Source organism: Pseudomonas morbosilactucae, assembly GCF_023241665.1.
Classification (GTDB): Bacteria; Pseudomonadota; Gammaproteobacteria; order Pseudomonadales; family Pseudomonadaceae; genus Aquipseudomonas; species Aquipseudomonas morbosilactucae.
In genome coordinates this window covers 1-24,857 of record NZ_JALQCX010000029.1, presented here as the reverse complement: position 1 = coordinate 24,857, position 24,857 = coordinate 1, and the positions used below count along the sequence as shown (strand labels likewise).

The window sequence follows — 24,857 nt, the reverse complement described above, 5'->3', positions numbered from 1 at the left end:
ACGAAAAAGCCCGGCCTGAGTGCCGGGCTTTTTTTCGCCTGTCATTGACCCGGATCGCCACTGGTCAGACCGGTAAAGCCAATTTATTCACAGCCCCTTGTAACCCCCTAAAGTCCGAGCGTAGACTGCGGCTGCACTGGACATACCGGTAAGACCACAATAATTAAGTCCTGAATCCATAGCGCCCCGCGCATGGCAGCCAGGACACCGATCAGGATCCCTCCCATGCTCAGATGGTGCTCGCGTTCGATTTTCCTCCAAGTAGTCCTCGGACTGATCCTCGGCGTTGTGTGCGGACTCGCACTCCCCGAATTCTCCTCTCAACTCAAACCACTGGGCGACGGCTTCATCAAGCTGATCAAAATGCTGATCGGCCTGATCGTATTCTGTGTGGTGGTCAGTGGCATCTCGGGTGCCGGTGACCTGAAGAAGGTTGGGCGCATCGGCCTGAAGTCGGTGATCTACTTCGAAATACTGACCACCGTTGCCCTGGTACTGGGCCTGGTCATGGCCTTCAGTACCGGCATCGGCAGCGGCGCCAACATCCATCTGGAGCAGCTGTCCAGCGCCGACGTCGGCGACCTCGCCCAGCGCGGCCAGCACATGCAGGGCACCGCCCAGTTCCTGATGAACCTGATTCCGAACTCGGTCATCGGCGCCTTTGCCGATAACAACATCCTTCAGGTACTGCTGTTCTCCGTGCTGTTCGGCAGCGCCCTGAACCTGGTGGGTGAAGCGGCGTCCGGCATCTCCCGCCTGATCAACGAACTCAGCCATGTGATCTTCCGCATCATGGGCATGATCGTGCGCCTGGCGCCCATCGGCGTGTTTGGTGCGATCGCCTTCACCACCAGCAAATACGGGGTGGATTCATTGCAGCACCTGGGCAGCCTCGTGGGCCTGTTCTACCTGACCTGCTTCGCCTTTGTGGCGGTGATCCTGGGCGTGGTGATGCGTGTGGCGGGCCTGCCCATGCTGCCGTTCCTCAAGTACCTGCGCGAAGAGCTGATGATTGTTCTCGGCACCGCCTCTTCGGACGCCGTGCTGCCGCAGATCATGCGCAAGCTTGAACACCTGGGCATCGGCAGCTCCACGGTCGGCCTGGTCATCCCCACCGGCTACTCGTTCAACCTCGACGGTTTCTCCATCTACCTGACCCTGGCCATCGTCTTTATCGCCAACGCCACCGGCACGCCGTTGTCGATGTCCGACCTGCTGACCATCTTGCTGGTGTCGCTGATCACCTCCAAAGGCGCACACGGTATTCCCGGTTCGGCCCTGGTGATCCTGGCAGCGACCCTGACCGCGATCCCGGCCATTCCGGTGGTGGGCCTGGTGCTGGTGCTGGCGGTGGACTGGTTCATGGGCATCGGCCGCGCCCTGACCAACCTGATCGGCAACTGCGTGGCCACCGTGGCCATCGCGCGCTGGGAGAAAGACATCGACCTGCAGCGGGCCGACAAGGTACTGAGCGGCCAACAAGGCTATGTTTTCCAGCCAAGAAAGCCAGCGCCGGGCACCCAGCCGCAGGAATTCTGACCCGTTCGTGCCTGCCTCGGGCAGGCACACTCATCGGCGCCCAGCGTGGCGCCATGACCGATAACCCATGGAGTAAACAGTGATCAGCTCGTCGACAGTCGTAAATTCAGTGGTGGAAAAGCTGCGGGCCGCGTTGGCCCGGGGCCAGTGGCGCTCCGGCGACATGCTGCCCGGACAACGCGAACTGGCCGAACAACTGGGCATCAGCCGCCCTAGCCTGCGCGAAGCGGTGACGGTCCTGGAAACCCTGGGCCTGGTGCGCTCCATGCCCGGCAAGGGCGTGGTGGTACTGGATGCGCCCCTGGATGACACCCCGGCCAGCGACAGCGGCGTGGCCGGCGCCAGCCTCGAGGATGTGCTGCAACTGCGCTACACCCTCGAGCCCTTTATCGTCGGCCTGGTGGCGCAATCCATCAGCAGCAAGGAAGTCGGCCAACTGCGCCTGACCCTCATGGACATGCGCGAAGCCCTGGAAGCCAACGACAGCGAAGCCGGGATGAACGCCTACATCGCCTTCCACGAAGAATTGTTCACCCTGACTTCCAACCCGATCTTCCAGAACGTGGTGCAACAAACCAGCAATGCCCTCAAGCAGAGCGCCCAGGTCCTGCGTAACTCGCCGGAACACCTGGCCGAACGACTGCAGGAAAACGAAGCGGTGGTGCGTGCCATCCGCAGCAAGAACAGCGCCCTGGCCAGTGCCGAAATGCGTCGGCATATCCTGATGGAAGGCCAGCGCATGGGAATTGAACTGAATATTCCGGACGATCATCTGGGCCAGATAACCCCGTGATGGTTTGAACGTCTGCAACCGGAGGGGACACCACGCCATGGTCAGCTACGCCTTTAAAAACAACCCGTTCACCCTGGCCGCCAGCCTGCCCCGGCGCCACAACGGTGAACGCACCCTGCTGGTGGACGACGTCTACCCGCAGATTTTCGACGCCATTCTCGAGCAGCGCATCGCCCCCGGCAGCCGCTTTACCGAAGACAACCTGGGCCAGGCGTTCGGCGTCAGCCGCAGCATCATCCGCCAAGTCCTGGCGCGGCTGTCCCATCAACAGGTGGTGATCTTGCAGCCCAATCATCGGCCACGGGTGGCAGCGCCGGATGCCGAGCAGACCCGGCAGATCCTGCACGCCCGGCGGCTCACGGAAACCACCCTGGTGCGCCTGGCCTGCCAGCAGCCACAAAGGCAGTTGCTGCCCTTGCGCCAGTTGTTGGCGCGCGAACGCGAGGCCATCGAGCGTGATCAGCGCGGCCCGGCGATTCGTTTATCAGGGGAGTTTCATCTGCAACTGGCCGAGGTGGCCGGCAATGCTCCTCTGGCGCACTTCCTCGGCAGCCTGGTGCCGCTGACCTCCCTGGCCATCGCCCAGTTCGAGGGCCGGGCTCGCAACTACTGCGCCTGGCAAGAGCACTCAAGCATTGTCGATGCGGTGCAGGACGCCGATGTCGAAAAGGCCGAAGCGCTGATGAACCAGCACCTCGATCACTTGGAACAGCGCCTGCTAGGCAGCCTGTAGGAGCCGGCTTGCCGGCGAAGACCTCAGCGCCCCAACATCCTCTCGAAACCCTGCCGGATCTTCTCTTCCGGCAGGTCGTCTGCGATGAACACCATCACGCTCTCCCGCACTTCGCCTTCGGCCCACTCGGTGTCCCAATCGAAGCCATAGAGCTTGAGCACGCCCTGGAACACCATGCGCCGCGGCTCGTCGATAACGCTCAGCACGCCTTTGTAGCGCAGCAATTGCTTGCCGTGATCTTCCAGCAGCTCATTCATGAACTCGCTGAGGCGGTCCAGGTCCAGGGGCTGCTCGGTACGCAGCACCAGGCTGGAAATCCGGTCCACTGAGGGCGCCTTGCTCACCGGGCGCAGGCTCAGCCCGCCGCCCAAGTCGGCGTTGAGGTTGAAGCCGCGCACATCCAGCAGCTCAGCCAGGTCGATACGGCCGTGGTCCACCACGCGGATCGCTGCCCGCCGGTTGATACGGGTCAGGCGTTCGCACAAGGCATCAAAGGCTGCGTCGTCCACCAGGTCGCGCTTGCTCACCAGCAAACGGTCGGCAAAGCCGATCTGCGCCTGGGCGATGGTCTGGGTCAGATGGTGCTCGGCGTGCTTGGCGTCTACCAAGGTAATGATGCCGTCGAGAATGTAGCGCTCGCGCAGCTCTTCATCGATGAAAAAGGTCTGGGCCACAGGGGCCGGATCGGCCAGCCCGGTGCACTCGATCACCAATCGGTCAAAGGCGATCTCACCGCTGTCCAGGCGCTCCAGCAGCAGGTACAGGGCCTTGGTCAGGTCGGTGTGAATGGTGCAGCAGACGCAGCCGTTGGACAGCGTCATCACCTGCACCGGCTCATCGCCCAACAGCTGGGTGTCGATACCGGCGTCGCTGAATTCGTTTTCGATCACGGCGATTTTCAAGCCGTGCTCGGCCTTGAGCAGATGGCGCAACAAGGTGGTCTTGCCCGCGCCAAGAAAGCCGCTGAGTACGGTGACGGGAATAGGATTTTGCAAAACAGGATCTCCCACGCAAAAAAAATGTAGGAGCCGGGCTTGCCGGCGATAACGGTCTCAAGACCGCCATCGCCCACAAACCGGGCTCCTACATGGGTGTGGCTTAAACGCTGTGGTTCAACAGCACTTCGGACCGCCCTTGCCGCCGTAACGTGCCTCCTGGCGTTCGCGGAAGAACGCCTCGTACGACATCATCGGCTTGTCCGGGTGCTTGGTTTGCATATGCTCGACGTAGTTGTCGTAGTCGGGCATGCCGACCATCAGGCGCGCGGCCTGACCGAGGTATTTACCGAGGCGACTCAAGTCATTGAACATGTTCGCAACCCTCTATTACGCGTCCGGAACAGCCTGGAATGGCGATTCTTTATCCGTCCGTTGCTTATTGCCCCAGGCGGCGACACCGACCTTGAGCGCATAGAACAGGATGCTGAAGACCACCAGCAGGAACAGCACCGTCAGCGTGGCGTTGGTGTAGGCGTTCCAGATAACGTGCTGCATCTGCTCGATGCTCTTGGCCGGAGCCAGGATTTGCCCGTTAGCCAGGGCGTCGCTGTATTTCTTCGCCAGCGACAGGAAGCCGATCGCCGGGTTGGCGTCGAACAGCTTGATGAAGCCTGCGGACGTGGTGCAGATCAGCAGCCAGATAGCCGGCAGCATGGTCACCCAGATGTAGCGTTGGCGCTTCATTTTGATCAGCACAACGGTGGCGAGCATCAGCGCGATACCGGCGAGCATCTGGTTGGAGATACCGAACAGCGGCCACAAGGTGTTGATGCCACCCAGCGGGTCGATCACGCCTTGATACAGCAGGTAACCCCACATCGCCACACAGCCTGCAGTCGCAATCAGGTTGGCGGTCCAGGACTCGGTACGCTTGAGGGCCGGGACGAAGGAGCCGAGCAAGTCCTGCAGCATGAATCGACCGGCACGGGTACCGGCGTCGACAGCGGTCAGGATGAACAGCGCTTCAAACAGGATCGCAAAGTGATACCAGAACGCCATGGTGTTTTCACCCGGCAGCACACTGTGCAGGATCTGCGCGATACCGACCGCCAGGGTCGGCGCACCGCCGGCGCGAGCCAGGATGGTGGTTTCACCGATGTCATGGGCGACCGCTTGCAGCGCTTCCGGGGTAATGGCGAAGCCCCAGCTGCTGACGGTTTGTGCCACAGACACCACATCGGCACCGACCACGGCAGCCGGGCTGTTCATGGCGAAGTACACGCCAGGCTCGATCACCGATGCAGCGACCATGGCCATGATGGCCACGAAGGACTCCATCAACATGCCGCCGTAGCCGATATAGCGCGAGTGGGCCTCATTGGCCAGCAACTTGGGCGTGGTGCCCGAGGAGATCAGCGCATGGAAGCCGGAAACCGCACCACAGGCGATGGTGATGAACAGGAACGGGAACAGGCCGCCCTTCCACACCGGGCCAGTGCCGTCGACAAATTGAGTCAGCGCCGGCATTTTCAGGTCGGGCATGGTGATCAGGATGCCGATCGCCAGGGCGATGATGGTACCGATCTTGAGGAAGGTCGACAGGTAGTCGCGCGGGGCGAGGATCAGCCATACCGGCAGTACCGCCGCCACAAAACCGTAACCGACCAGCATCCAGGTGATCTGGATCCCGGTGAACGTGAAGGCTTTGGCCCATACCGGATCAGCGGCAATCTGCCCGCCCAGCCAGATCGAACCCAGCAGCAACAGCACGCCGATGATGGAGATTTCACCGATGCGGCCCGGGCGGATGTAGCGCATGTACACGCCCATGAACATCGCGATCGGGATAGTTGCCATCACCGTGAAGATGCCCCACGGGCTCTCGGCCAAGGCCTTGACCACAATCAGCGACAGCACCGCGAGGATGATGATCATGATCAGGAAGCAGCCAAACAGCGCAATGGTCCCGGGAATCCGGCCCATTTCTTCGCGGACCATGTCCCCCAGGGAGCGACCGTTACGACGCGTGGAAAGGAACAGGATCATGAAATCCTGTACCGCACCCGCCAGCACCACGCCGGCAATCAGCCAGAGCGTACCGGGCAGATAGCCCATCTGCGCTGCCAACACCGGACCGACCAAGGGGCCTGCACCGGCAATCGCCGCGAAGTGGTGACCGAAAAGAATGTGTTTGTTGGTAGGGACGTAGTCCAGACCATCGTTGTTGAGCACGGCGGGGGTGGCCCGACGTGGATCGAGTTGCATCACGTTGTTAGCGATGAACAGGCTGTAGTAACGGTACGCAACCAGATAAATGGCCACTGCAGCGACCACAATCCACAAGGCGTTGATCGCCTCGCCGCGACGCAATGCCACTACGCCAAGGGCGCACGCTCCTACGATTGCCAGCAGCAGCCAGGGTAAGTGGCGTAGCAGGCTATTATTATTTTTCATTTTTTTATTCCAGCCAGGGTGGACAGAAAGACAGCCAAACGGAGTTTAGCGCTAACCGTCCCAAAGACCACCCCCCACGTTGGTCTAGAGCCTTCTTTTGCCAATTTGAGGGTTGTTGGAACGCCTTGGAAGCGGCTCGATACGCCCCTCTCGAAACCCACACCCAACCCCGGCTGAACCAGCCGGGCGCGAACAGGGTCGCAACCTTGAGTGCAACTTGTCAGGTATCGCCATGCCCGCCCCCTCCGAACAGCCACCACTGCCACCGCCCCTGCTGTATTTGCTGTTCATCACCTGCGCCCTGTTCCTGGCCGACTGGCTCCCCCTGCCCCTGCTCGTCAATGACTGGATCAGAGCCCTTTCCGTCGCCCTGATCGTCGGTGGGCAGGGGTTGTCGTTCTGGGCCATGTGGCGCTTTCGCCAGCAACACACCACCAGCAGCAACTTCAACCAGCCACGGCAACTGCTGCGCGACGGCCCCTTTGCGGTGTCGCGCAACCCGATCAACCTGGGGGACACCCTGGGTTATTGCGCCATTGCCTTGCTGATGGGCAGCCTTTGGCCCTGGTTGCTGCTGATGCCCCTGCTGATGCTGATGAACCTCAGCGTGATCGGGCCCGATGAGAGGCAACTGCTGGCGCAGTTCGGCGAGGGCTACCGTGACTATTGTCGCAAGGTGCGGCGCTGGCTCTAGCGACTGATCGAAACCGGGGTCTATAGTCATTTCACCATGCAGAGGGCCAGACCATGAGCGAGCACCACGCTGATCGCCGCCGTTTCAAACGCATCGCCTTCGATGCCAGGACCGAACTGAGCCAGGGGCCCAACCGCTGGTCGGTGCAACTGCTCGACCTGTCACTCAAGGGCTTGCTGATCCAGCGCCCCGAACCCTGGCAGGGCGACGCCAGCCAGACCTTCGCAGCCGACATTCATCTGGGCAACGACGCCGATGTGCGCATGGAAGTGCAACTGGCCCATGACGACCACGGGCAACTGGGTTTCGTCTGCGTGCACATCGACCTGGCGTCGATTGAACACCTAAGGCGCCTGATCGAGCTGAACCTGGGGGACCCGGAGGAGCTGGAGCGCGAACTGGGGGCGCTGATCGAAATCTGATCAACACCCTGCATTCACTCAGGGGAAATTCGCCGGCGGGGGAAACTCGCTTTCCGTGTCCCAATAACCGGCTTGCTGGCGCCCGGCGGCCGTCCATTGCCCATTCAGGTAACGGTAGGTGCGATAGGTGGTGACGAACTCCTCGTTGTCTGCCGAAGAGGCCGAAGACACCTGCTGGATCGATTCGGTGGCGCCACCGCTGGCGGCCACGATCTGCCAGGCAGCCTTGCCGGTCTGGGCCAGCACCAGGGGATGCTTCTCACCGCTTTCGGAGACAAACAGCACCGGGTCGAGCTGATGTTGCAACGGCATCAGGATTTCGGTGGCCGGGCCGCTGTAACTGCCCATCGGGGCGGTCTGGTCGACGGTCAGGAAAAACACCGGGGACGGCAGGCCATTGATTGGGGCCTTCTCTACTGTGGCCAAGGGATAACCCAGGGCCTTCTGCGCCAGCACCTCTCCCGAATCAGCCAGCCAGCGCGCCTGAGCCTCCAGGGCCGGTGGCTGATCGCCGTCTTCGGACTCGTCAAACGCCTCCGCATCCAGCGAGTTGCCCCAACTGGCGGCATGCAATTGCGGGGTGATGCGCAGGTCTTCCAGCACCTCAAGCACCGAGCCATCGCCCACCAGCACCTGCTGCGCCACCCGATAACCTTCCGGTAGCTCGCCCGGTTCCGCGACCGCCAGGCCGAGGTGGCAGAGCATGCCCAACCCCAGCGTGCAAACTGCCCAGCGTGTTATGCCCATCATTGATTTCCTTTCATTGAGGCCGAATCCGATTTATTCAAAAAGTGCATCCAGCGCCTGTTCCAGACGCGTCACCGCGATGATCTGCAAGCCCGGCGGCGACTCTTTCGGTGCGTTGCCCTTGGGCACGATGGCCCGTTTGAAGCCATGCTTGGCCGCCTCTTTGAGGCGCTCCTGGCCGCTGGGCACGGGGCGCACTTCACCCGACAGGCCCACCTCGCCAAACACCAGCAGGTCGTGGGGCAGCGGGCGGTTGCGCAAACTGGACATGACCGCCGCCATCAACGCCAGGTCAGACGCGGTTTCCAACACCTTGACCCCGCCCACCACGTTGAGGAACACGTCCTGGTCGTGGGTGGGGATGCCACCGTGGCGATGCAACACCGCCAGCAACATGGCCAACCGGTTCTGGTCCAGGCCGAGGGTGACCCGGCGCGGGTTGGCCAGATGGCTGTCATCCACCAGGGCCTGGACTTCCACCAGCATCGGCCGAGTGCCCTCCCACGTGGCCATGACCACGCTGCCCGGCACTTCTTCCTGGGCTCGGGTGAGGAAAATCGCCGACGGGTTGGAAACTTCCTTCAGGCCCTTGTCCGTCATGCCGAACACACCCAGCTCATTGACTGCGCCGAAACGGTTTTTTACCGCTCGCAGCAAACGCAGGCGGCCGTCGGACTCGCCCTCGAAATACAACACGGTGTCGACCATGTGCTCCAGCACCCGCGGTCCGGCCAAGGCGCCCTCTTTGGTCACGTGGCCCACCAGGAAAATCGCCGTGCCGCTCTGCTTGGCGTAACGCACCAGCAGCGCCGCACTCTCGCGCACCTGGGACACACCGCCGGGCGCCGACTGCAACTGTTCGGTGAAGATCGTCTGGATCGAGTCGATCACCATGACCTTGGGCTTTTCCAGGCGGGCCGTGGCGATGATGGTTTCGATGCAGGTTTCGGTCATGACCCGCAGCTTGTCCTGGGGCAGCCCCAAACGCCGGGCACGCATGGCCACCTGCTGCTGGGACTCTTCGCCGGTGACGTAGAGCGCCGGCATGCGCGTGGCGAGATTGCACAGGGTTTGCAACAAAATGGTCGACTTGCCGATGCCCGGGTCACCGCCGATCAGCACCACCGAACCGTCCACCAGGCCACCGCCGAGGACGCGATCCAGCTCGCTGGAGGCGGTGGAGAAACGAGGGATTTCCTCAACACTGACTTCAGCCAGGGTCTTGATCTGCGCCTGCTGCCCAGCCCAGCCGGTACGCCCCGTAGGCGCTGCAGCGCCGCCGCTTTCCACCATGGTTTCGGTCAGGGTGTTCCAGGCCCCGCACTCGCCGCATTGCCCGGCCCACTTGGGAAAGGTTGAGCCGCACTCGGTGCAGCCATACATGCGCTTGGCCTTGGCCATCTGAACCCCCGGCAAAAACCGCGATGATAGCTCAGCTGGAGCGGGATCAGTGCGGCACGGCGGTACGGATTTCACCGCCGGCCAGGCGCGCGGCGCTATTGCCCAACGAGTCTTCGGCCAGCAGGTCGGCGCCCTTGGCCGCCAAGGCGTCCAGCAATTCCTGGCGCTGGAACAAGCCGGCATACATCGCCGCCGTCTGCCCGGCAGCGTTACGCTGGTCGGGGCTGCAATCGGCAGCCAACAAGCGCCGGGCAATCTGTAATTCGCCTTTGAAGATGGCGCCCATCAGCGCCGTATTGCCTCTTTTATCCTGGGCGCAGGCATCGGCACCGGCGGCCAGCAAGCGCTCCACAGCCGGCCCCTGGCCGTGATAGGCCGCCAGGATCAAGGCCGTGTAGCCTTTGTCATCCTGGGTATTGAGGGCATACCCGGCGTCGATAAAGGTGTTGAGCATCTCCACATCGCCACGACGAGCGGCATCGAAATAGTAGTTTTCCAACTGGACCTTGACCGCCACCGGGTCGGGGGACTGCGCCTGGGCAGCCAGGGCCCAGGCCGATGTCAGCAACGCAATAAACAGGCGCATAACGCCCCTCCGTTTTAATTGAGAGCCGTAGGCGCCGGCTTGCCGGCGAGGGGGCCGCCTGAGACAGCGCGGCGTCCGTGCTCGCTGGCAAGCCAGCGCCTACAAGGCGTGAAGCATCAGTCGCTCAGTTTGGCCGCCAGGGCCTTGACCCGGGCCAGATCGCCCTTGGCCACTTGAGTGACACCAGTGCCGTACTCCGGGTCAGCCTTGTAGAGGAACGACAGGATGATGTGCTTGCTCTCGTCGTCGGTGGTGGCCAGGGAACCGCCGAAGCTGTCGATCAGGTCCTGGCGCTCTTTCTTGCTGAAAGAACGGTACAGATCACCTGCCTGTTTGAAGTTCTGCTCACGCTGGATCTTCGCCTGCTGGGTGCTGCCCGACAGCGGCAAGGCGCTGTAACGTGCGCTCTGTGGCTCTTCACGAGGCAACAGACGGCTGGGCTGGTAGTTGACCCCGGTGCTGGTCTGGCCACCATTCAGGGCACCATCCTGATTGCCGTTGTTGACCGCGACTTTCGGCGCGTTGATCGGCAGTTGCAGGGCATTGGCCCCCAGGCGGTACATCTGGGTGTCGGCGTAGGAGAACACTCGGCCCTGTAACAGACGGTCTTCCGAAGGCTCGATACCCGGCACCAGGTTGGACGGCGCCATGGCCACTTGTTCGGTTTCCTGGAAGGCGTTCGCCGGGTTGCGATTGAGCACCATTTGCCCGACTTTGCGCTCGGCAATGCCCGGCCAGATTTTCGTCGCATCCAAGGGGTCAAAGTCGAACTTGGCCAGGTCTTCGGGCTTCAAGACCTGCACATACAGGTCCCATTTCGGAAAGTCGCCCTGGTTGATGTGGCTGACCAGATCGTGGGTCATATGGCTGTAATCACGCCCCTGCACCTGCGCGACTTGCTGGGGATCAAGGTTGTTCAGGCCTTGCAGACTCTTCCAGTGGAACTTCACGTAGTGCACTTCACCCTTGGCGTTGACCAACTTGTAGGCGTGCACGCCATTGCCGTCCATTTCCCGATAGCTCGCCGGAGTGCCGGCGTTTGAATACAGCTCGGTCAAGGTCCGGGTGGCTTCCGGTACATGGGAGAAGAAATCGAAACGCCGGGAATCATCGTCCAGGTTGGTGCGCGGGTCCGGTTTGAACGCATGGACCATATCGGGAAACTTGATTGCGTCACGAATGAAAAAGGTCGGAAAGTTGTTGCCCACCAAGTCCCAGTTACCTTCGGCAGTATAGAACTTGGTGGCGAAACCACGGGGGTCACGCAGGGTTTCCGGAGAGTGGTTGCCGTGCACCACCGAAGAAAAACGCACAAACACCGGGGTCACTTCACCGCTGGAAAACACCTTGGCCCGGGTCAGGTCGCTGAGGTTGTCGGTGACGGTGAACACACCATGGGCGCCAGTGCCTCGGGCATGCACCACACGCTCTGGAATGCGCTCGCGGTCGAAGCGCTGGAGCTTCTGGATCAACTGCACATCCTGCAACAGCACCGGCCCGGTGGCACCCGCGGTCTGTGAGTTTTGGTTATCGCCCACCGCAGCACCGTTATCACGGGTCAGGGTGGCAGCCTGTACGGAAAGAGAGAGCATGCTGGCGGCAAGAACGCCCAGTATGCGTCGCTGGGAAAGAGCCCCAAGGCCAAAGGTAGCGGTCATGTTTTATTCCTCTAGTTATATAAGGCGCACCGTGATGCGCCTGCCAGAGGCTAGTAGCTAAGTGTTTGAGTACTAAATAGAAAGACAACAAGACCCCGATTGAAAAAAAGTTCTGGTTAATTATTGAAGCGAGGGGTATCACGCGCGAATAGTGGCACTTTAATAAACTATTGGCCGTTATCAGGGTCGATACCCCCTGAGCTGTAAAAAGTTGTTTCGGCAAAATGCTTTTTGCTGATTTACACTGCGAAAACCAACCTCATCAGTAATAAGGAATACCCCATGGGCGTGATCAGTGAGTTCAAGGCCTTCGCGGTCAAAGGGAATGTTGTCGACATGGCGGTCGGTATTATCATCGGCGCCGCCTTCGGCAAAATCGTCTCGTCTTTTGTCGGCGATGTGGTCATGCCCCCGATCGGCCTGCTGATCGGTGGAGTGGACTTCAGCGACTTAGCGATCACCCTCAAGGCAGCAGTGGGCGATACGCCGGCCGTGGTTCTGGCCTACGGCAAATTCATCCAGAGCATGATCGACTTCGTGATCGTCGCCTTCGCCATCTTCATGGGCGTGAAAGCCATCAACCGCCTGAAGCGCGAAGAAGCCGTGGCCCCCAGCGCGCCGCCGGTTCCGACCAAGGAAGAAGTGTTGCTGGGCGAGATCCGCGACCTGCTCAAGGCGCAGAACGACAAGCCCTGAACCCTGGCGACGGATCAGCAAAACGGCGCCCTCGAGGCGCCGTTTTTATTACCAGTAGGTTTCCACCGCCACCTGCCCAGGGCGCCGGCTCAGGCTCAGTTGCATGTCGCGTTGCTTGAGCAGCGCGCGGGTGTCCTCGATCATCTGCGGGTTGCCGCAGAGCATCACCCGCGAGTGCTCAGCGCACAGTTCAACGCCCGCAGCCCGTTCCAATTCACCATTCTCAATCAGGGTCGTGATGCGCCCATTCAGGCTGCCTGGATGCTGCTCCCGGGTCACGGTGCTGATGAACGTCAGCTTGTGGGCAACCTCCGCCAGGTAGTCGCGCTGCGCCAACTCGGCGATCAACTGTTGATAGGCCAGCTCCTTGGCCTCGCGCACGCTGTAGACGAGGAGGATGCGCTCGAATTTCTCCCAGACGTCAAAGTCCTGGAGGATCGACAGAAAAGGCGCGACCCCGGTGCCTGTGGATAACAGCCACAGGTCGCGGCCATCGATGAAGCGATCCAGGGTCAGGTAACCAAACGCCTGGCGATCCACCAACAGGCTGTCGCCCACCTGCAACCGACTCAGCTCGCTGGTGAACTCGCCGTCCGGCACCACGATGGAGAAAAACTCGAGGAACTCATCAAAGGGCGACGACACCATGGAGTACGCGCGCCAGACCGTGCTGCCATCGGCCTTGGTCACCCCGAGGCGAGCGAACTGACCGGCGCGAAAGCGAAAACCCGTATCCCGCGTGGTGCGCAGGGTAAACAGGCTGGGGGTCAGGGGCTGGACGTCGAGCAACGTCTGGCGCGTGTATTTTTCTGCACTGGCAGTCATGACGGGCTCCATGGGACGAAGGCCCTTAGTGTCCCGCAAAGCGGGCCGGACAAACACCGGCGGTTTGTAATGGCATCGTTTCCGGGCAAGCACCGGCAAAAAAACGTACCATTTACCCCCCTTCGAGCCACGCCCACACCGCGCCGGCTCGCTGGGGCCTGCCTTCATCGCGGCCCGTGCGCCGGCAGGACATTCATCGATTACCCAGAGTCTGTACCCATGCCCCTGCTCGTCAGTCCCTTCGCCCAGCTCGACCTGATCCGCCAACCCGAACAATCGAATGAGCCCCTGCAAGCCTTCGACGCGGCGGACGAGTACCTGCTCAACCACCTAGCCGAGCAACAGCCGGCGGCAACGACGCGGGTGCTGGTGCTCAACGACAGCTTCGGCGCCTTGGCCGCGAGTCTGGTCGGCCGGGTGCAGGTCAGCAGCAGTGGCGATTCCTTTCTCGGCGCCCAGGGCCTGGAAAAGAACCTGGTGCGCAATGGCCAGGCCTTCGACGCCGTGAGCCTGGTGCCGGCCAGCCATCCCTTGAGCGGGCCTTTCGACCGGGTGCTGATCCGCGTGCCGAAAACCCTGGCACTGCTGGAAGAACAACTGATCCGCCTGCAAGGGCAACTGGCCCCAGGCGCACAAGTCGTCGCGGCGGCCATGGTCAAGCACCTGCCCCGCGCCGCCGGGGATTTGCTGGAGCGCTACATCGGCCCGGTCCAGGCGTCCCTGGCGGTGAAAAAGGCCCGTTTGCTGATCGCCACCCCGGAAGACAAAACCCAGGCCGTGTCGCCCTACCCGACACGCTACCGGCTCGACGAGCCGGCCATCGAGCTGCTCAACCACGCCAACGTGTTCTGCCGCGAAGGGCTGGACATCGGCACCCGGGCCTTCCTGCCCCACCTGCCGAACAACCTTGGCAGCGCCCGGGTCGCCGACCTGGGTTGCGGTAACGGCGTGCTGGCCATCGCCAGTGCCCTGAACAACCCCGACGCCCAGTACACCCTGGTGGACGAGTCGTTCATGGCGGTGCAATCAGCCCTGGAGAACTGGCGCGCCACCCTGGGTGAACGCGACGTGACGGTGCGCGCCGGCGACGGCCTGGCCGGCCAGGAAGCCCAGTCCCTGGACGTGGTGCTGTGCAACCCACCGTTCCACCAGCAGCAAGTGGTGGGCGATTTTCTCGCCTGGCGCATGTTCCAGCAGGCCCGTGAAGCCCTGGTGGTGGGCGGCGCCCTCTATATAGTCGGCAACCGCCACCTGGGCTATCACAGCAAGCTGGCGCGCCTGTTCCGCGGCGTGGAGCAAGTGGCGGCCACGCCGAAGTTCGTGATTCTCAAAGCACGCAAGTAAATCCCGGGCCAAAAAAAACCCTCCAACGGAGGGTTATAAAACCGTGCCGCAAGGCAACGGGATGGGATGGACTGTAGTGTTTCAGTGGGTGGTCAGGCCCGCAGCGTTCATAAACATGCGCATCAGACTGGCCACCACGAAAAGCGCTAGGACGCTGCCGGTCCAGATCATTGCCAGCCAACCAAGCCGCTGCCAGAGCGGCTTCTTTTCCGCCTGTTCGATTTCCTGCAAAGAGTGTTTACCGCTCATGATCTCGATTCCTGCTTAACCCGAATGCCTGTAGCCGCTGGCTTGCCAGCGAAAGCGGCAGCAAGCCGGGCGCGAGCCTCAAGGGACTCGTCACCGGCTAGCCGGCCCCTACCTAGTGGTAACCGTCTTCGTGGGTGACCTTGCCGCGGAACACGTAGTAACTCCAGAAGGTGTAACCCAGGATGAACGGGATGATGAACAGCGTGCCCACCAGCATGAAGCCTTGGCTTTGCGGCGGCGCGGCGGCGTCCCAGATGGAGATCGACGGCGGCACGATGTTCGGCCACAGGCTGATGCCCAAACCGCTGTAGCCGAGAAAGATCAGCACCAGGGTCAACAGGAACGGCGTGTAGTTGGCGTTGCGGGCCACAGCGCGGAGCAAGCCGTACATGGTCACCAACACCAGGATCGGCACCGGCAGGAACCAGAACAGGTTGGGCAGAGTGAACCAGCGCGAAGCGATTTCCGGATGGGCCAAGGGCGTCCACAGGCTGACAACGCCAATCACCGCCAGCACCACGTAGGCCAGGGGCCGCGCCAGGTTGTGCATCTGCTCCTGCAACTTGCCTTCGGTCTTCATGATCAGCCAGGTGCAGCCGAGCAAGGCGTAGGCCACCACCAGCGCCAGGCCGCAGAACAGGGTGAACGGAGTCAGCCAGTCCAGGGAGCCGCCGGCGAACTGGCGATTGACCACCGGAATGCCATCGATGAAGGCACCCAGGGCCACGCCCTGGAAAAAGGTCGCCGCCAACGACCCCCAGATAAAGGCTTTGTCCCAAATGTGGCGCTTGTCGTCCTTGGCCTTGAAGCGGAACTCAAAGGCCACGCCGCGGAAGATCAAGCCGATCAGCATCAGGATCAGCGGCAGGTAGAGCGCCGAAAGTACCACCGAGTAAGCCAGCGGGAAGGCGCCGAACAACGCCGCACCGCCCAATACCAGCCAGGTTTCGTTGCCGTCCCAGACCGGGGCGACGGTGTTCATCATCACGTCACGGTCGCGCTCGTCCTTGACGAACGGGAAGAGAATCCCGATGCCCAGGTCGAAGCCGTCCATGACCACGTACATCATGATGCCGAAGATGATAATCACGGCCCAGATCAGCGGAAGATCAATACCCATGACTCAGTTCCCCTTGTTTAGGCGGGTGCCGTGGTCGTCGACCCCAGCATCGTCGTCGGCAGCCGACAGCGGACGAGCCGGTGTACGTTGCTGTCCGGGACCGCCGTGGCTGGTCTCGGCGCCTTCGTTGATTTTCGGCCCCTTGCGCACCAGGCGCATCATGTAGCCCAGGCCCACGCCGAACAGCGAGAAATACACCACGACAAACAGCGCCAGGGTGATGCTCATCTGGGCAAAGCTGTGCCCTGAGGACGCATCGGCCGTGCGCATCAACCCGTAGACCACCCACGGCTGGCGACCGATTTCAGTGGTGAACCAGCCAGCGAGGATCGCGATCAACCCGGACGGGCCCATCCACAACGCCAAATGCAGGAACAGGCGGTTGTGGTAAATGCGGTCACGCTTGCGCAGCCACAGGCTCCACAGGCCGGTGAAAATCATCAGGAAGCCCAGGCCGACCATGATCCGGAACGACCAGAAGACAATGGTCGAGTTGGGGCGATCTTCAGGCGGAAACTCCTTGAGCGCCGGCACCTGTTTGTCCAGGGAGTGGGTCAGGATCAGGCTGCCCAGGTAGGGAATTTCCACCGCGTACTTGGTTTTCTCTTCCTTCATGTCCGGCCAGCCGAAGAGGATCAGCGGGGTCGGCTCGTCACCGACGTTTTCCCAGTGGCCTTCAATGGCGGCAATTTTTGCCGGCTGGTGCTTGAGGGTGTTGAGGCCGTGGAAGTCGCCGATCACCGCCTGTACTGGGGCGACGATCAGGGCCATCCACATGGCCATCGACAGCATGCGCCGAATCGCCGGGTTATCACGCCCACGCAGCAGGTGCCAGGCGGCCGAGGAACCCACGAAGAAGGCGGTGGCGACGAAGGCTGCGGTCGCCATGTGGGCCAGGCGGTACGGGAACGAGGGGTTGAACACCACGGCAAACCAGTCCACCGGGATCACCCGGCCGTCGACGATTTCAAAGCCCTGGGGGGTCTGCATCCAGCTGTTGGACGAGAGGATCCAGAAGGTCGAAATCAACGTGCCGATGGCCACCATGACCGTGGAGAAGAAGTGCAGGTTGCGCCCGACCTTGTTCCAGCCGAACAGCATCACCCCGAGGAAACCGGCCTCCAGGAAGAAGGCCGTCAGGACTTCATAGGTGAGCAGCGGGCCGGTGACAGCGCCGGCAAAATCCGAGAAGCGGCTCCAGTTGGTGCCGAACTGATAGGCCATGACCAGGCCGGACACCACGCCCATGCCGAAGTTGACGGCGAAGATCTTCGACCAGAAGTGGTACAGGTCGCGGTAGGTATCGTCACGGGTTTTCAGCCACAGACCTTCAAGCACCGCCAGATAGCTCGCCAGACCAATGGTGATGGCCGGGAACAGGATGTGGAACGAGATGGTGAATGCGAACTGAATTCGGGCGAGATCAATTGCCTCCAAACCGAACATACGTTTTCCTCAGTCAGGTAATACCGGCTGCCGGCCTGGGGCCTGCACCCACTGCCCCCACGGATATGGAGTGTGGCGAATTCTGATTCGTTCTTTTTTAAACCATCGCAACGCAGGGATTTTCGGCCCTCTGGCCACCACATCAGCCTTGAAAAAAGGTTTTGATCTGGGTCAAGCAACGTTGAAAGAGTAGTCCCATTTTCACGGTGCAACTGTGTGGTTATTTGTCGCGTGACAGCTTGCCTCACCACCTCAAGCCCGGGGTTTGGCGGCGATTTGACGTGTTCGCTGAAAGACCCCGCGAAGTTCGATAGATGCGCAGCTAACGATTTTCCCCGGCATAGCAACTATTGGTTACATGTTGGTGATAATCTCGCGGTTCCCCTCGCTCAGACCCACGTTCCGATGCCCAGCCAAGCCCCTCTGCTGTTACGTCATCACCAGCCGTTCGTTGCCTTTTGGCTGGCCCGGATTTTCACCGCCAGCGGCTTCCAGATGCTCACCGTGGCCATCGGCTGGAACCTCTACCAACTGACCGGCAACGTGCTCGACCTGGGCCTGGTGGGCCTGGTGGAATTCGCCCCGCGGGTGCTGTTCATGCTGCACACCGGGCACGTGGCCGACCGTTATGACCGGCGCCGCGTGGCCGCTATTTGTCAGTCGCTGCAGGCGTTGATCGCCCTGTCCCTGGCCATTGGCAGCCTGACTGACAACGTCACCCGGGAAATGATCTTTATCCTCGCATTCCTGCTCGGCGCCGCCCGTTCCTTCGAGATGCCCACCACCCAGGCCCTGCTGCCGAGCATCGTGCCCAGCGCCCTGTTCCCCCGGGCCGTGGCGGCCGCGCAGTCGGCCCAGCAATCGGCCACCATCGTGGCCCCGGCACTCGGTGGCCTGCTCTATGCCTTCGGCAGCGTCTGGGTCTATGGGCCGACGGTGCTGCTCTACGTGATCGCCTGCTGCCTGATGCTCAACCTGCCGGCGCGGCAAACGCCGCTGAACAAGGGCAAGGCCACCCTGGATTCGTTACTGGCGGGGATTCGCTTTATCCGCAGCCGCCCGGACATCCTCGGCGCCATCTCCCTGGACCTGTTCGCCGTGCTGCTGGGCGGAGCCACCGCCTTGCTGCCGGTGTTTGCCAAGGACATTCTGCTCACCGGCCCCTGGGGCCTGGGCTTGCTGCGTTCAGCGCCCGCCGTGGGGGCTTTGTTGATGTCCCTGTGGCTGGCACGCAGCAGTGTCGATCGCCACGTGGGCCGGGTGATGTTCACTGCGGTCGGGGTGTTTGGCGTGGCCACCATCGCCTTCGGCCTGTCCACCTCGTTCTGGTTTTCCCTAGCCGTGCTGGTGGTGCTGGGGGCGGCGGACATGATCAGCATGGTGATCCGTGCGTCCTTCGTGCAGTTGGAAACCCCGGACGAAATGCGCGGCCGGGTCAGTGCGGTCAACGGGCTGTTTATCGGCGCCTCGAACCAGCTTGGGGAGTTCGAATCCGGGGTTACCGCCCACTGGTTCGGCACCGTGCCGGCCGTGGTCATGGGCGGGGTCGGTACGCTGGTGATCACTGGCGTCTGGATCAAATTGTTCCCGAGCCTGGCCAATCGGGATCGGATGCACGTCCCGGTCGAGGAAAAACTCGCCTGAAGCCTTTGGGGCAGGCTAAACCAGCATCTGCCCCGCCACCGCAGCGCGCTTGCCGCGGCCACAGAGTGCCTCCACCAGGGTCAGGGCAAACGCCAGGGCGGCTCCCGAAGCCTGGGCGGTGACGCAATTGCCATCCACCACCACGGGCTGGTCGACAAAGGTGCAGCCCAGCAAGTGCTGGCTGACGCTGGGCAAGCAGGTCATGCGTCGCTGGCGCAGCACACCGTAGGCTTGCAAGGCCAGGGCCGGCGCTTCGGCGATACCGGCAAACACCCGCCCCGCAGCCGCTTGATCCTTAACCCGCTGCATCAGGGGTTGATGCGCCGCCAGGTGTTGTGCACCCACCGCGCCGCCGGGCAACACGATCAGGTCGAAGTCCTGGGCCAGCACATCCACTAACATGGCATCGGCGGTCAGGCGCGTGCCCCGGGCACAGGTGAGCATGCGGCGCGCCTCGATACTGGCCACCAGCACTTCGATTTCGGCGCGGCGCAACACGTCAATCAGGGTCACGCTTTGCAGGTCGTCGATGCCCTCGGCGAGGGTAATCAGGGCTCTGAAGCTCATGGGGGGAATTCCACGAAAGGGTCTTTAGAGCTTAGCCAGCTTTCAGGTCGTTACTTGATATAGATCTGCGCGCTCATGGTGTTTCCCGGCGCATTGATCGAGGTATTGCTGAAACTGAAGGTGCCTTCCTGCTTGCCCGCCAGGTCAAAGGTATACAGATAGCCCACCGTGACCGCGCCCGTGCCACAGGCCACCAGGCTGCTGCCGTCCTGGCAGACCGCCGAACGGCTGCCATTGAGGGCGAAGCCGTCCAGGGTCACGTGGGGTTGGCGACCGTAGCCCAGCTCCAGCACGTAGACCTTGATGTTCGGCCCGCTGTGGTCGCAGTAGGTGCTTTCACGGCCACCGGAAACATCTTCCACCCCGCATGAGGGCGACTGCACCTTGAGCACCTCGACCCGGCTCAGGGGCGGCGCGGAACGGGCCTGCGCCGGCAGCGCATCCAGGTACAAGCCGGCAGCGCTCAACAGGCCAATAGCCCAAGCGGTCATTTTCATCGTGCTGCCCATAGGTCCCCCCTATCAATCAGGGCGCAGTATGCGCCAGTTGCGATCCCGGCAAAACATCGCCGACGATCGCAGCCATTGCCCCACGCTGCTGGTATGATGCGCGGCTTTTTCCGACCCAGCGCAAATCCACAGACGCCTCAGGCCGCCTGTGCTTTGCTATTGAGGTCGATACATTCACGGCGCCGGGCGCGCCACGGGGAGCAGACATGCTGGAAAGGCTGTTTCAACTCAAGGCACACAACACCAACGTGCGCACCGAGATTCTTGCGGGCGTCACCACCTTCCTGGCCATGGCCTACATCCTCTTCGTCAACCCGAGCATCCTCGGCGAGACGGGCATGGACAAAGGCGCGCTGTTTGTCGCCACCTGCCTGGCCGCGGCCATCGGCTCGACCATCATGGGCCTGATCGCCAACTACCCAATCGCCCTGGCACCGGGCATGGGCTTGAACGCCTTCTTCACCTACACCGTGGTCCTGCACATGGGCCATACCTGGCAAGTGGCGCTGGGCGCGGTGTTCATCTCGGCGGTGCTGTTCTTCCTGCTGTCGATCTTCCGTATCCGTGAATGGATCATCAACAGCATCCCCCTGCCCCTGCGCTCGGCAATCGCGGCCGGTATCGGCCTGTTCCTGGCGCTGATCGCCCTGCACAACGCCGGCATCGTGGTCAGCAACGAGGCGACCATGGTCGGCCTCGGCGACCTGCGCAAACCCGCGCCGATCCTCGCCACTCTGGGTTTTGCCCTGATCGTGGCCCTGGAAGCCCTGCGGGTTCGCGGTGCTGTGCTGATCGGCATCCTGGTGGTGACCATCGCCTCCATCGTCCTGGGCTTCACTGCCTTTAAAGGGGTGATGTCCATGCCACCATCCCTGGCGCCGACCTTCCTCCAGTTGGACATCAAGGGCGCCCTGGACATCGGCCTGGTCAGCGTGATTTTCGCCTTCCTGTTCGTCGACCTGTTCGACAACTCCGGCACCCTGATCGGCGTGGCCAAGCGCGCCGGCCTGATGGGCAAGGACGGCCACATGCCGAAAATGGGCCGGGCCTTGATCGCCGACAGCACCGCGGCCATGGCCGGTTCCCTGCTGGGCACCTCGACCACCACCAGCTACATCGAATCCGCAGCGGGCGTCAGCGCCGGCGGCCGCACCGGCCTGACGGCCATCGTGGTGGCGATCCTGTTCCTGCTGGCGCTGTTCTTCTCGCCACTGGCGGCCAGCGTGCCGGCCTTCGCCACCGCGCCAGCCCTGCTGTTCGTGGCGGTGCTGATGACCTCGGGCCTGGCGGAAATCGACTGGGACGACATCACCGTAGCCGCACCAGTGGTCGTGACCGCGCTGGCCATGCCGTTCACCTATTCCATCGCCAACGGCATCGCCTTCGGCTTTATTGCCTGGACCGCGATTAAGTTGCTGTCCGGCCGCGCCCGTGAGCTGAATGCACCGCTGGTGATCCTGTCGATTCTGTTTGTGATCAAGTTGGGTTGGTTCGCCGCATGACTTTTGATGCCCCAAGCTACACCGCACAGTTGGACGACAAGGTCACTCGCCTGCGTGACCTGTTGGCCCCTTTCGATGCGCCCGAGCCCCAGGTCTTCGACTCGCCCTTGCAGAACTTCCGCCTGCGCGCGGAATTCCGTCTGTGGCGCGAGGCCGGTGAGCGGCATTACGCGATGTTTTCCCAGGAAGACAAGCGCACGCCGATCCTGATCGAAGCCTTCCCCATCGCCAGTCGCCACATCAACGACCTGATGCCCCGCCTCAAGGCCGCCTGGCAAGCCAGCGCGCCCCTGAGCCACAAACTGTTCCAGGTGGAGTTCCTCACCACCCTGGCCGGCGACGCGATGATCACCCTGTGTTATCACCGCCCGCTGGATGAGCATTGGCATGCAGCCGCGACCCAACTCGCAGCCGACCTGAACGTCAGCATCATCGGTCGCTCCAAGGGCAAACGTGAAGTGATCGGACAGGATTACGTGGTCGAAAAACTTGAGGTGGGCGGTCGTACCTTCAGCTATCGCCAGCCCGAAGGTGCCTTCACCCAACCCAACGGCACGGTGAACCAGAAGATGCTCAACTGGGCCTATGAGGCCCTGGGTGATCGACCGGACGACCTGCTGGAGCTGTACTGCGGCAACGGCAACTTCACCCTGCCCCTGGCCACTCGAGTGCGCAAAGTGCTGGCCACCGAGATCAGCAAGACCTCGGTCAACGCCGCCCTGAGCAACCTCAGCGAAAACGCCGTGGACAACGTGACCCTGGTGCGCCTGTCCGCTGAAGAGCTGACCGAAGCCTTGAACGAAGTGCGTCCGTTCCGTCGCCTGCAAGGCGTGGACCTGAAGAGCTACGAGTTCGGCAGCGTGTTCGTCGACCCGCCCCGGGCCGGCATGGACCCGGACACCTGCGAGCTGACCCGGCGCTTCGACAACATCCTGTACATCTCCTGCAACCCGGAAACCCTGGCGGCCAACATCGCCCAGTTGCACGACACCCACCGCATCACCCGCTGCGCGCTGTTCGACCAGTTCCCCTGGACCCATCACATGGAATCCGGGGTCTTGCTGACTCGTCGTTAAAGCCACCGGCCGCCATGCCCTGGCTGGCGGCCGTTTGCAGCCCCTGCGCCTCAGAGCTCTTCAGCCACCTTGCGTGGGCGACCGCCCTTCTTGCCATTGAGACGGGCCGCCTGGGCCTTGGCCGCACTGCTCTGACGGCCGTTACGGGAAGCGCTCAATACCCCAGCCAGCTCCATCAAGGCTAGCCACGACGGCGGGATAAACGGCGATCAGGTGGTAAGCAATTCTTGCAAGGCCGGTGCCCACGCAAAGACGGCTCGTGTTTTTGTTCGATCACCGAACACTTAATGCCGGGCCAGGGGCTCGCTGATCCGAGCGCAATTGACCTAATTAACCAGTTAGTACAATTTATCTCCACAGCCCGGTCTCCTCACGCCGGGCCAACAATAACAACGGAGATACTCCCCATGCGTCCTATCGTTCTGGTGCTTAACGGCCCGAACCTGAACCTGCTCGGCACCCGCGAACCCGCCACTTACGGCCATGAAACCCTGGCGGATATTTCTGCCCTGTGCGGCCGTGCGGCCGAGGAATTCGGCCTCACCGTGGAGTTCCGCCAGACCAACCACGAAGGCGAGTTGCTGGACTGGATCCACGGCGCCCGCGGCCGTTGCGCCGGGATCGTCATCAATCCGGCAGCCTGGACCCATACCTCGGTGGCCATCCGCGACGCCCTGGTGGCCAGCGAGTTGCCGGTGATCGAAGTGCACCTGTCCAACGTCCACGCCCGCGAGCCGTTCCGTCATCACTCCTTTGTGTCGAGCATCGCCCTGGCCGTGATGTGCGGCTTTGGCAGCCATGGCTACCGCCTGGCCCTGGAACATTTCAGCAAGCGCTTGCAAGGGTGATCTCAATGAGTGCTGACAACGCAATTCTCGCCGGCCTGATCGGCGCCGGTATCCAGGCTTCCCGCACCCCGGCCATGCACGAGCGTGAAGGCGATGCCCAGGGTTTGCGCTACCTGTACCGGCTCATCGACCTGGATCAGTTGAAACTCGACAGCAGTGCCCTGCCCGATTTGTTGCAGGCGGCCGAGCGCATGAGTTTCACCGGCCTGAACATCACCTTCCCGTGCAAGCAGAGCATCATTCCTCTGCTTGATGAACTGTCTGCCGAAGCCCGGGGCATCGGCGCGGTGAACACCGTGGTGCTGAAGAACGGCAAGCGCATCGGCCACAACACCGATTGCCTGGGTTTTGCCGAAGGTTTTCGTCGTGGCTTGCAAGGCGTGGCCCTGGAACGGGTGGTGCAAATGGGCGCCGGTGGTGCCGGGGCGCCGTGGCCCACGCCCTGCTCGGTGAAGGCGTGCAGCAACTGAGTATTTTCGATGTGGACAGCAGCCGCGCCCAGAGCCTGGCAGACAACCTCAATCAGCACTTCGGTCCCGGCCGGGCCAAGGCGGGTGTGGACCTGCCCGCCACCCTCGGCGCCGCCAACGGCCTGGTGAACACCACGCCCATGGGCATGGCCAAGCTACCGGGGATGCCCGTGCCAGTGGAGTTGCTGCGCGCGGACCTGTGGGTGGCCGAGATTGTCTACTTCCCGCTGGAAACCGAACTGCTGCGCAACGCCCGCGCCCTCGGTTGCCGGACCCTGGATGGCGGCAACATGGCGGTGTTCCAGGCGGTCAAGGCGTTTGAATTGTTCAGCGGCGTCACCGCCGACGCCCAGCGCATGCTCGAGCATTTCCAAAGCATGAACCACTGACCCCGCCGGGGCCGGCTTGCCGGCGATGGGGCCTCGGGTTTTGTACAGGGCTTGGGGGCGCTATCGCTGGCGAGCCAGCTCCTACAATGGGTATTTCGATGCCTTCCATGTGAATGTGGGAGCCGGCTTGCCGGCATGGGGCCTCGGGTTTTGCAAAGGGCTTGAGGGCGCTATCGCTGGCGAGCCCAGCTCCTACAAAGGGCGGAT

Annotated in this window: 24 protein-coding genes and 1 pseudogene; 12 read left to right on the top strand and 13 right to left on the bottom strand. The window is 62.2% G+C overall.

All coding sequences use genetic code 11. From position 1 onward, the window contains the following. The first annotated feature begins 225 nt into the window (after positions 1-225). From M1B35_RS16390 to M1B35_RS16380, 3 genes are all read left to right on the top strand, one after another. Positions 226-1,539 carry a C4-dicarboxylate transporter DctA gene (locus M1B35_RS16390; RefSeq protein ID WP_123334838.1) on the top strand — a complete coding sequence of 438 codons (1,314 nt, stop codon included), beginning with the start codon at positions 226-228 and terminating at the stop codon, positions 1,537-1,539. A gap of 79 nt (positions 1,540-1,618) precedes the next feature. Next, a complete protein-coding gene (locus tag M1B35_RS16385; protein ID WP_123334836.1) occupies positions 1,619-2,332 on the top strand; it encodes a FadR/GntR family transcriptional regulator in 714 nt (237 codons plus the stop codon). A gap of 37 nt (positions 2,333-2,369) precedes the next feature. Continuing rightward, positions 2,370-3,065, top strand: coding sequence for a GntR family transcriptional regulator (locus M1B35_RS16380; RefSeq protein WP_123334834.1), 696 nt, complete (start codon positions 2,370-2,372; stop codon positions 3,063-3,065). A 23-nt stretch (positions 3,066-3,088) separates the two neighbouring features. Here the strand turns inward: M1B35_RS16380 and yjiA are convergent, their stop codons facing one another. The 3 genes from yjiA to M1B35_RS16365 all read right to left on the bottom strand — a co-directional run bounded on the left by yjiA (position 3,089) and on the right by M1B35_RS16365 (position 6,457). Then, a complete protein-coding gene (gene yjiA, locus M1B35_RS16375) occupies positions 3,089-4,060 on the bottom strand; it encodes a GTPase (protein WP_268262523.1) in 972 nt (323 codons plus the stop codon). Between the two features lie 117 nt (positions 4,061-4,177). Continuing rightward, entirely contained in the window at positions 4,178-4,375 is a 198-nt protein-coding gene (locus M1B35_RS16370; RefSeq protein ID WP_123334830.1) for a YbdD/YjiX family protein, read from the bottom strand. Between the two features lie 15 nt (positions 4,376-4,390). Continuing rightward, positions 4,391-6,457: a carbon starvation CstA family protein gene (locus tag M1B35_RS16365; RefSeq protein ID WP_123334828.1), complete on the bottom strand. Its 2,067-nt coding sequence runs from the start codon at positions 6,455-6,457 to the stop codon at positions 4,391-4,393. A 232-nt stretch (positions 6,458-6,689) separates the two neighbouring features. Here M1B35_RS16365 and M1B35_RS16360 point away from each other — a divergent pair, with 232 nt between their 5' ends. Together M1B35_RS16360 and M1B35_RS16355 are read left to right on the top strand one after the other, a co-directional pair. Next, entirely contained in the window at positions 6,690-7,151 is a 462-nt protein-coding gene (locus tag M1B35_RS16360) for a methyltransferase family protein (protein WP_123334826.1), read from the top strand. Positions 7,152-7,204: 53 nt separating this feature from the next. Then, positions 7,205-7,573 carry a PilZ domain-containing protein gene (locus tag M1B35_RS16355; protein ID WP_268262522.1) on the top strand — a complete coding sequence of 123 codons (369 nt, stop codon included), beginning with the start codon at positions 7,205-7,207 and terminating at the stop codon, positions 7,571-7,573. An 18-nt stretch (positions 7,574-7,591) separates the two neighbouring features. Here the strand turns inward: M1B35_RS16355 and M1B35_RS16350 are convergent, their stop codons facing one another. The 4 genes from M1B35_RS16350 to katB form a co-directional block, all read right to left on the bottom strand. After that, on the bottom strand, positions 7,592-8,320 hold the full coding sequence (locus tag M1B35_RS16350; RefSeq protein WP_268262521.1) for a hypothetical protein: 729 nt from the start codon (positions 8,318-8,320) through the stop codon (positions 7,592-7,594). Positions 8,321-8,353: 33 nt separating this feature from the next. Then, positions 8,354-9,721 (bottom strand): DNA repair protein RadA, encoded by a 1,368-nt coding sequence (gene radA / locus M1B35_RS16345; RefSeq protein WP_123334820.1) that lies wholly within the window; start codon positions 9,719-9,721, stop codon positions 8,354-8,356. A 46-nt stretch (positions 9,722-9,767) separates the two neighbouring features. Beyond that, the gene (locus M1B35_RS16340; RefSeq protein ID WP_123334818.1) at positions 9,768-10,307 is read right to left on the bottom strand and encodes an ankyrin repeat domain-containing protein; all 540 of its coding nucleotides are present in this window, start codon (positions 10,305-10,307) and stop codon (positions 9,768-9,770) included. Between the two features lie 116 nt (positions 10,308-10,423). After that, positions 10,424-11,965, bottom strand: a complete 1,542-nt coding sequence (katB, locus tag M1B35_RS16335) for a catalase KatB (protein ID WP_268262520.1) — start codon at positions 11,963-11,965, stop codon at positions 10,424-10,426. A 282-nt stretch (positions 11,966-12,247) separates the two neighbouring features. On the opposite strand from katB, the gene mscL reads away from it, so the two are divergent. Beyond that, complete coding sequence (gene mscL, locus M1B35_RS16330) at positions 12,248-12,661, top strand: large-conductance mechanosensitive channel protein MscL (protein WP_123334814.1); 414 nt, start codon at positions 12,248-12,250, stop codon at positions 12,659-12,661. 48 nt (positions 12,662-12,709) lie between these two features. Here the strand turns inward: mscL and M1B35_RS16325 are convergent, their stop codons facing one another. Further along, a complete protein-coding gene (locus M1B35_RS16325) occupies positions 12,710-13,486 on the bottom strand; it encodes a ferredoxin--NADP reductase (protein ID WP_268262519.1) in 777 nt (258 codons plus the stop codon). Positions 13,487-13,705: 219 nt separating this feature from the next. Here M1B35_RS16325 and M1B35_RS16320 point away from each other — a divergent pair, with 219 nt between their 5' ends. Beyond that, a complete protein-coding gene (locus M1B35_RS16320) occupies positions 13,706-14,830 on the top strand; it encodes a methyltransferase (protein ID WP_268262518.1) in 1,125 nt (374 codons plus the stop codon). An 81-nt stretch (positions 14,831-14,911) separates the two neighbouring features. Here the strand turns inward: M1B35_RS16320 and M1B35_RS16315 are convergent, their stop codons facing one another. From M1B35_RS16315 to M1B35_RS16305, 3 genes are all read right to left on the bottom strand, one after another. Further along, entirely contained in the window at positions 14,912-15,079 is a 168-nt protein-coding gene (locus M1B35_RS16315) for a DUF2474 domain-containing protein (RefSeq protein ID WP_123334808.1), read from the bottom strand. Between the two features lie 112 nt (positions 15,080-15,191). Continuing rightward, the gene (gene cydB, locus M1B35_RS16310) at positions 15,192-16,199 is read right to left on the bottom strand and encodes a cytochrome d ubiquinol oxidase subunit II (RefSeq protein WP_123334806.1); all 1,008 of its coding nucleotides are present in this window, start codon (positions 16,197-16,199) and stop codon (positions 15,192-15,194) included. 3 nt (positions 16,200-16,202) lie between these two features. Beyond that, the gene (locus M1B35_RS16305; protein WP_123334804.1) at positions 16,203-17,645 is read right to left on the bottom strand and encodes a cytochrome ubiquinol oxidase subunit I; all 1,443 of its coding nucleotides are present in this window, start codon (positions 17,643-17,645) and stop codon (positions 16,203-16,205) included. Positions 17,646-18,050: 405 nt separating this feature from the next. On the opposite strand from M1B35_RS16305, the gene M1B35_RS16300 reads away from it, so the two are divergent. Beyond that, on the top strand, positions 18,051-19,289 hold the full coding sequence (locus M1B35_RS16300; RefSeq protein WP_268262517.1) for an MFS transporter: 1,239 nt from the start codon (positions 18,051-18,053) through the stop codon (positions 19,287-19,289). Positions 19,290-19,304: 15 nt separating this feature from the next. On the opposite strand, the gene M1B35_RS16295 is transcribed toward M1B35_RS16300, so the two are convergent. Next, positions 19,305-19,856, bottom strand: coding sequence for a DJ-1 family glyoxalase III (locus tag M1B35_RS16295; RefSeq protein ID WP_123334800.1), 552 nt, complete (start codon positions 19,854-19,856; stop codon positions 19,305-19,307). 50 nt (positions 19,857-19,906) lie between these two features. Beyond that, a complete protein-coding gene (locus tag M1B35_RS16290) occupies positions 19,907-20,365 on the bottom strand; it encodes a DUF4879 domain-containing protein (RefSeq protein WP_123334798.1) in 459 nt (152 codons plus the stop codon). Positions 20,366-20,571: 206 nt separating this feature from the next. Here M1B35_RS16290 and M1B35_RS16285 point away from each other — a divergent pair, with 206 nt between their 5' ends. The 4 genes and pseudogenes from M1B35_RS16285 (at position 20,572) to M1B35_RS16270 (ending at position 24,650) form a co-directional block, all read left to right on the top strand. Beyond that, positions 20,572-21,867 (top strand): NCS2 family permease, encoded by a 1,296-nt coding sequence (locus tag M1B35_RS16285; RefSeq protein ID WP_123334796.1) that lies wholly within the window; start codon positions 20,572-20,574, stop codon positions 21,865-21,867. Continuing rightward, positions 21,864-22,943, top strand: a complete 1,080-nt coding sequence (gene trmA, locus M1B35_RS16280; RefSeq protein ID WP_268262516.1) for a tRNA (uridine(54)-C5)-methyltransferase TrmA — start codon at positions 21,864-21,866, stop codon at positions 22,941-22,943. The genes M1B35_RS16285 and trmA overlap by 4 nt, the downstream gene beginning before the upstream one ends. 407 nt (positions 22,944-23,350) lie before the next feature. Then, positions 23,351-23,791, top strand: coding sequence for a type II 3-dehydroquinate dehydratase (gene aroQ, locus M1B35_RS16275; RefSeq protein ID WP_123334792.1), 441 nt, complete (start codon positions 23,351-23,353; stop codon positions 23,789-23,791). Between the two features lie 5 nt (positions 23,792-23,796). Then, positions 23,797-24,650: pseudogene (locus M1B35_RS16270) on the top strand (shikimate dehydrogenase). The last annotated feature ends 207 nt before the right edge of the window (positions 24,651-24,857 follow it).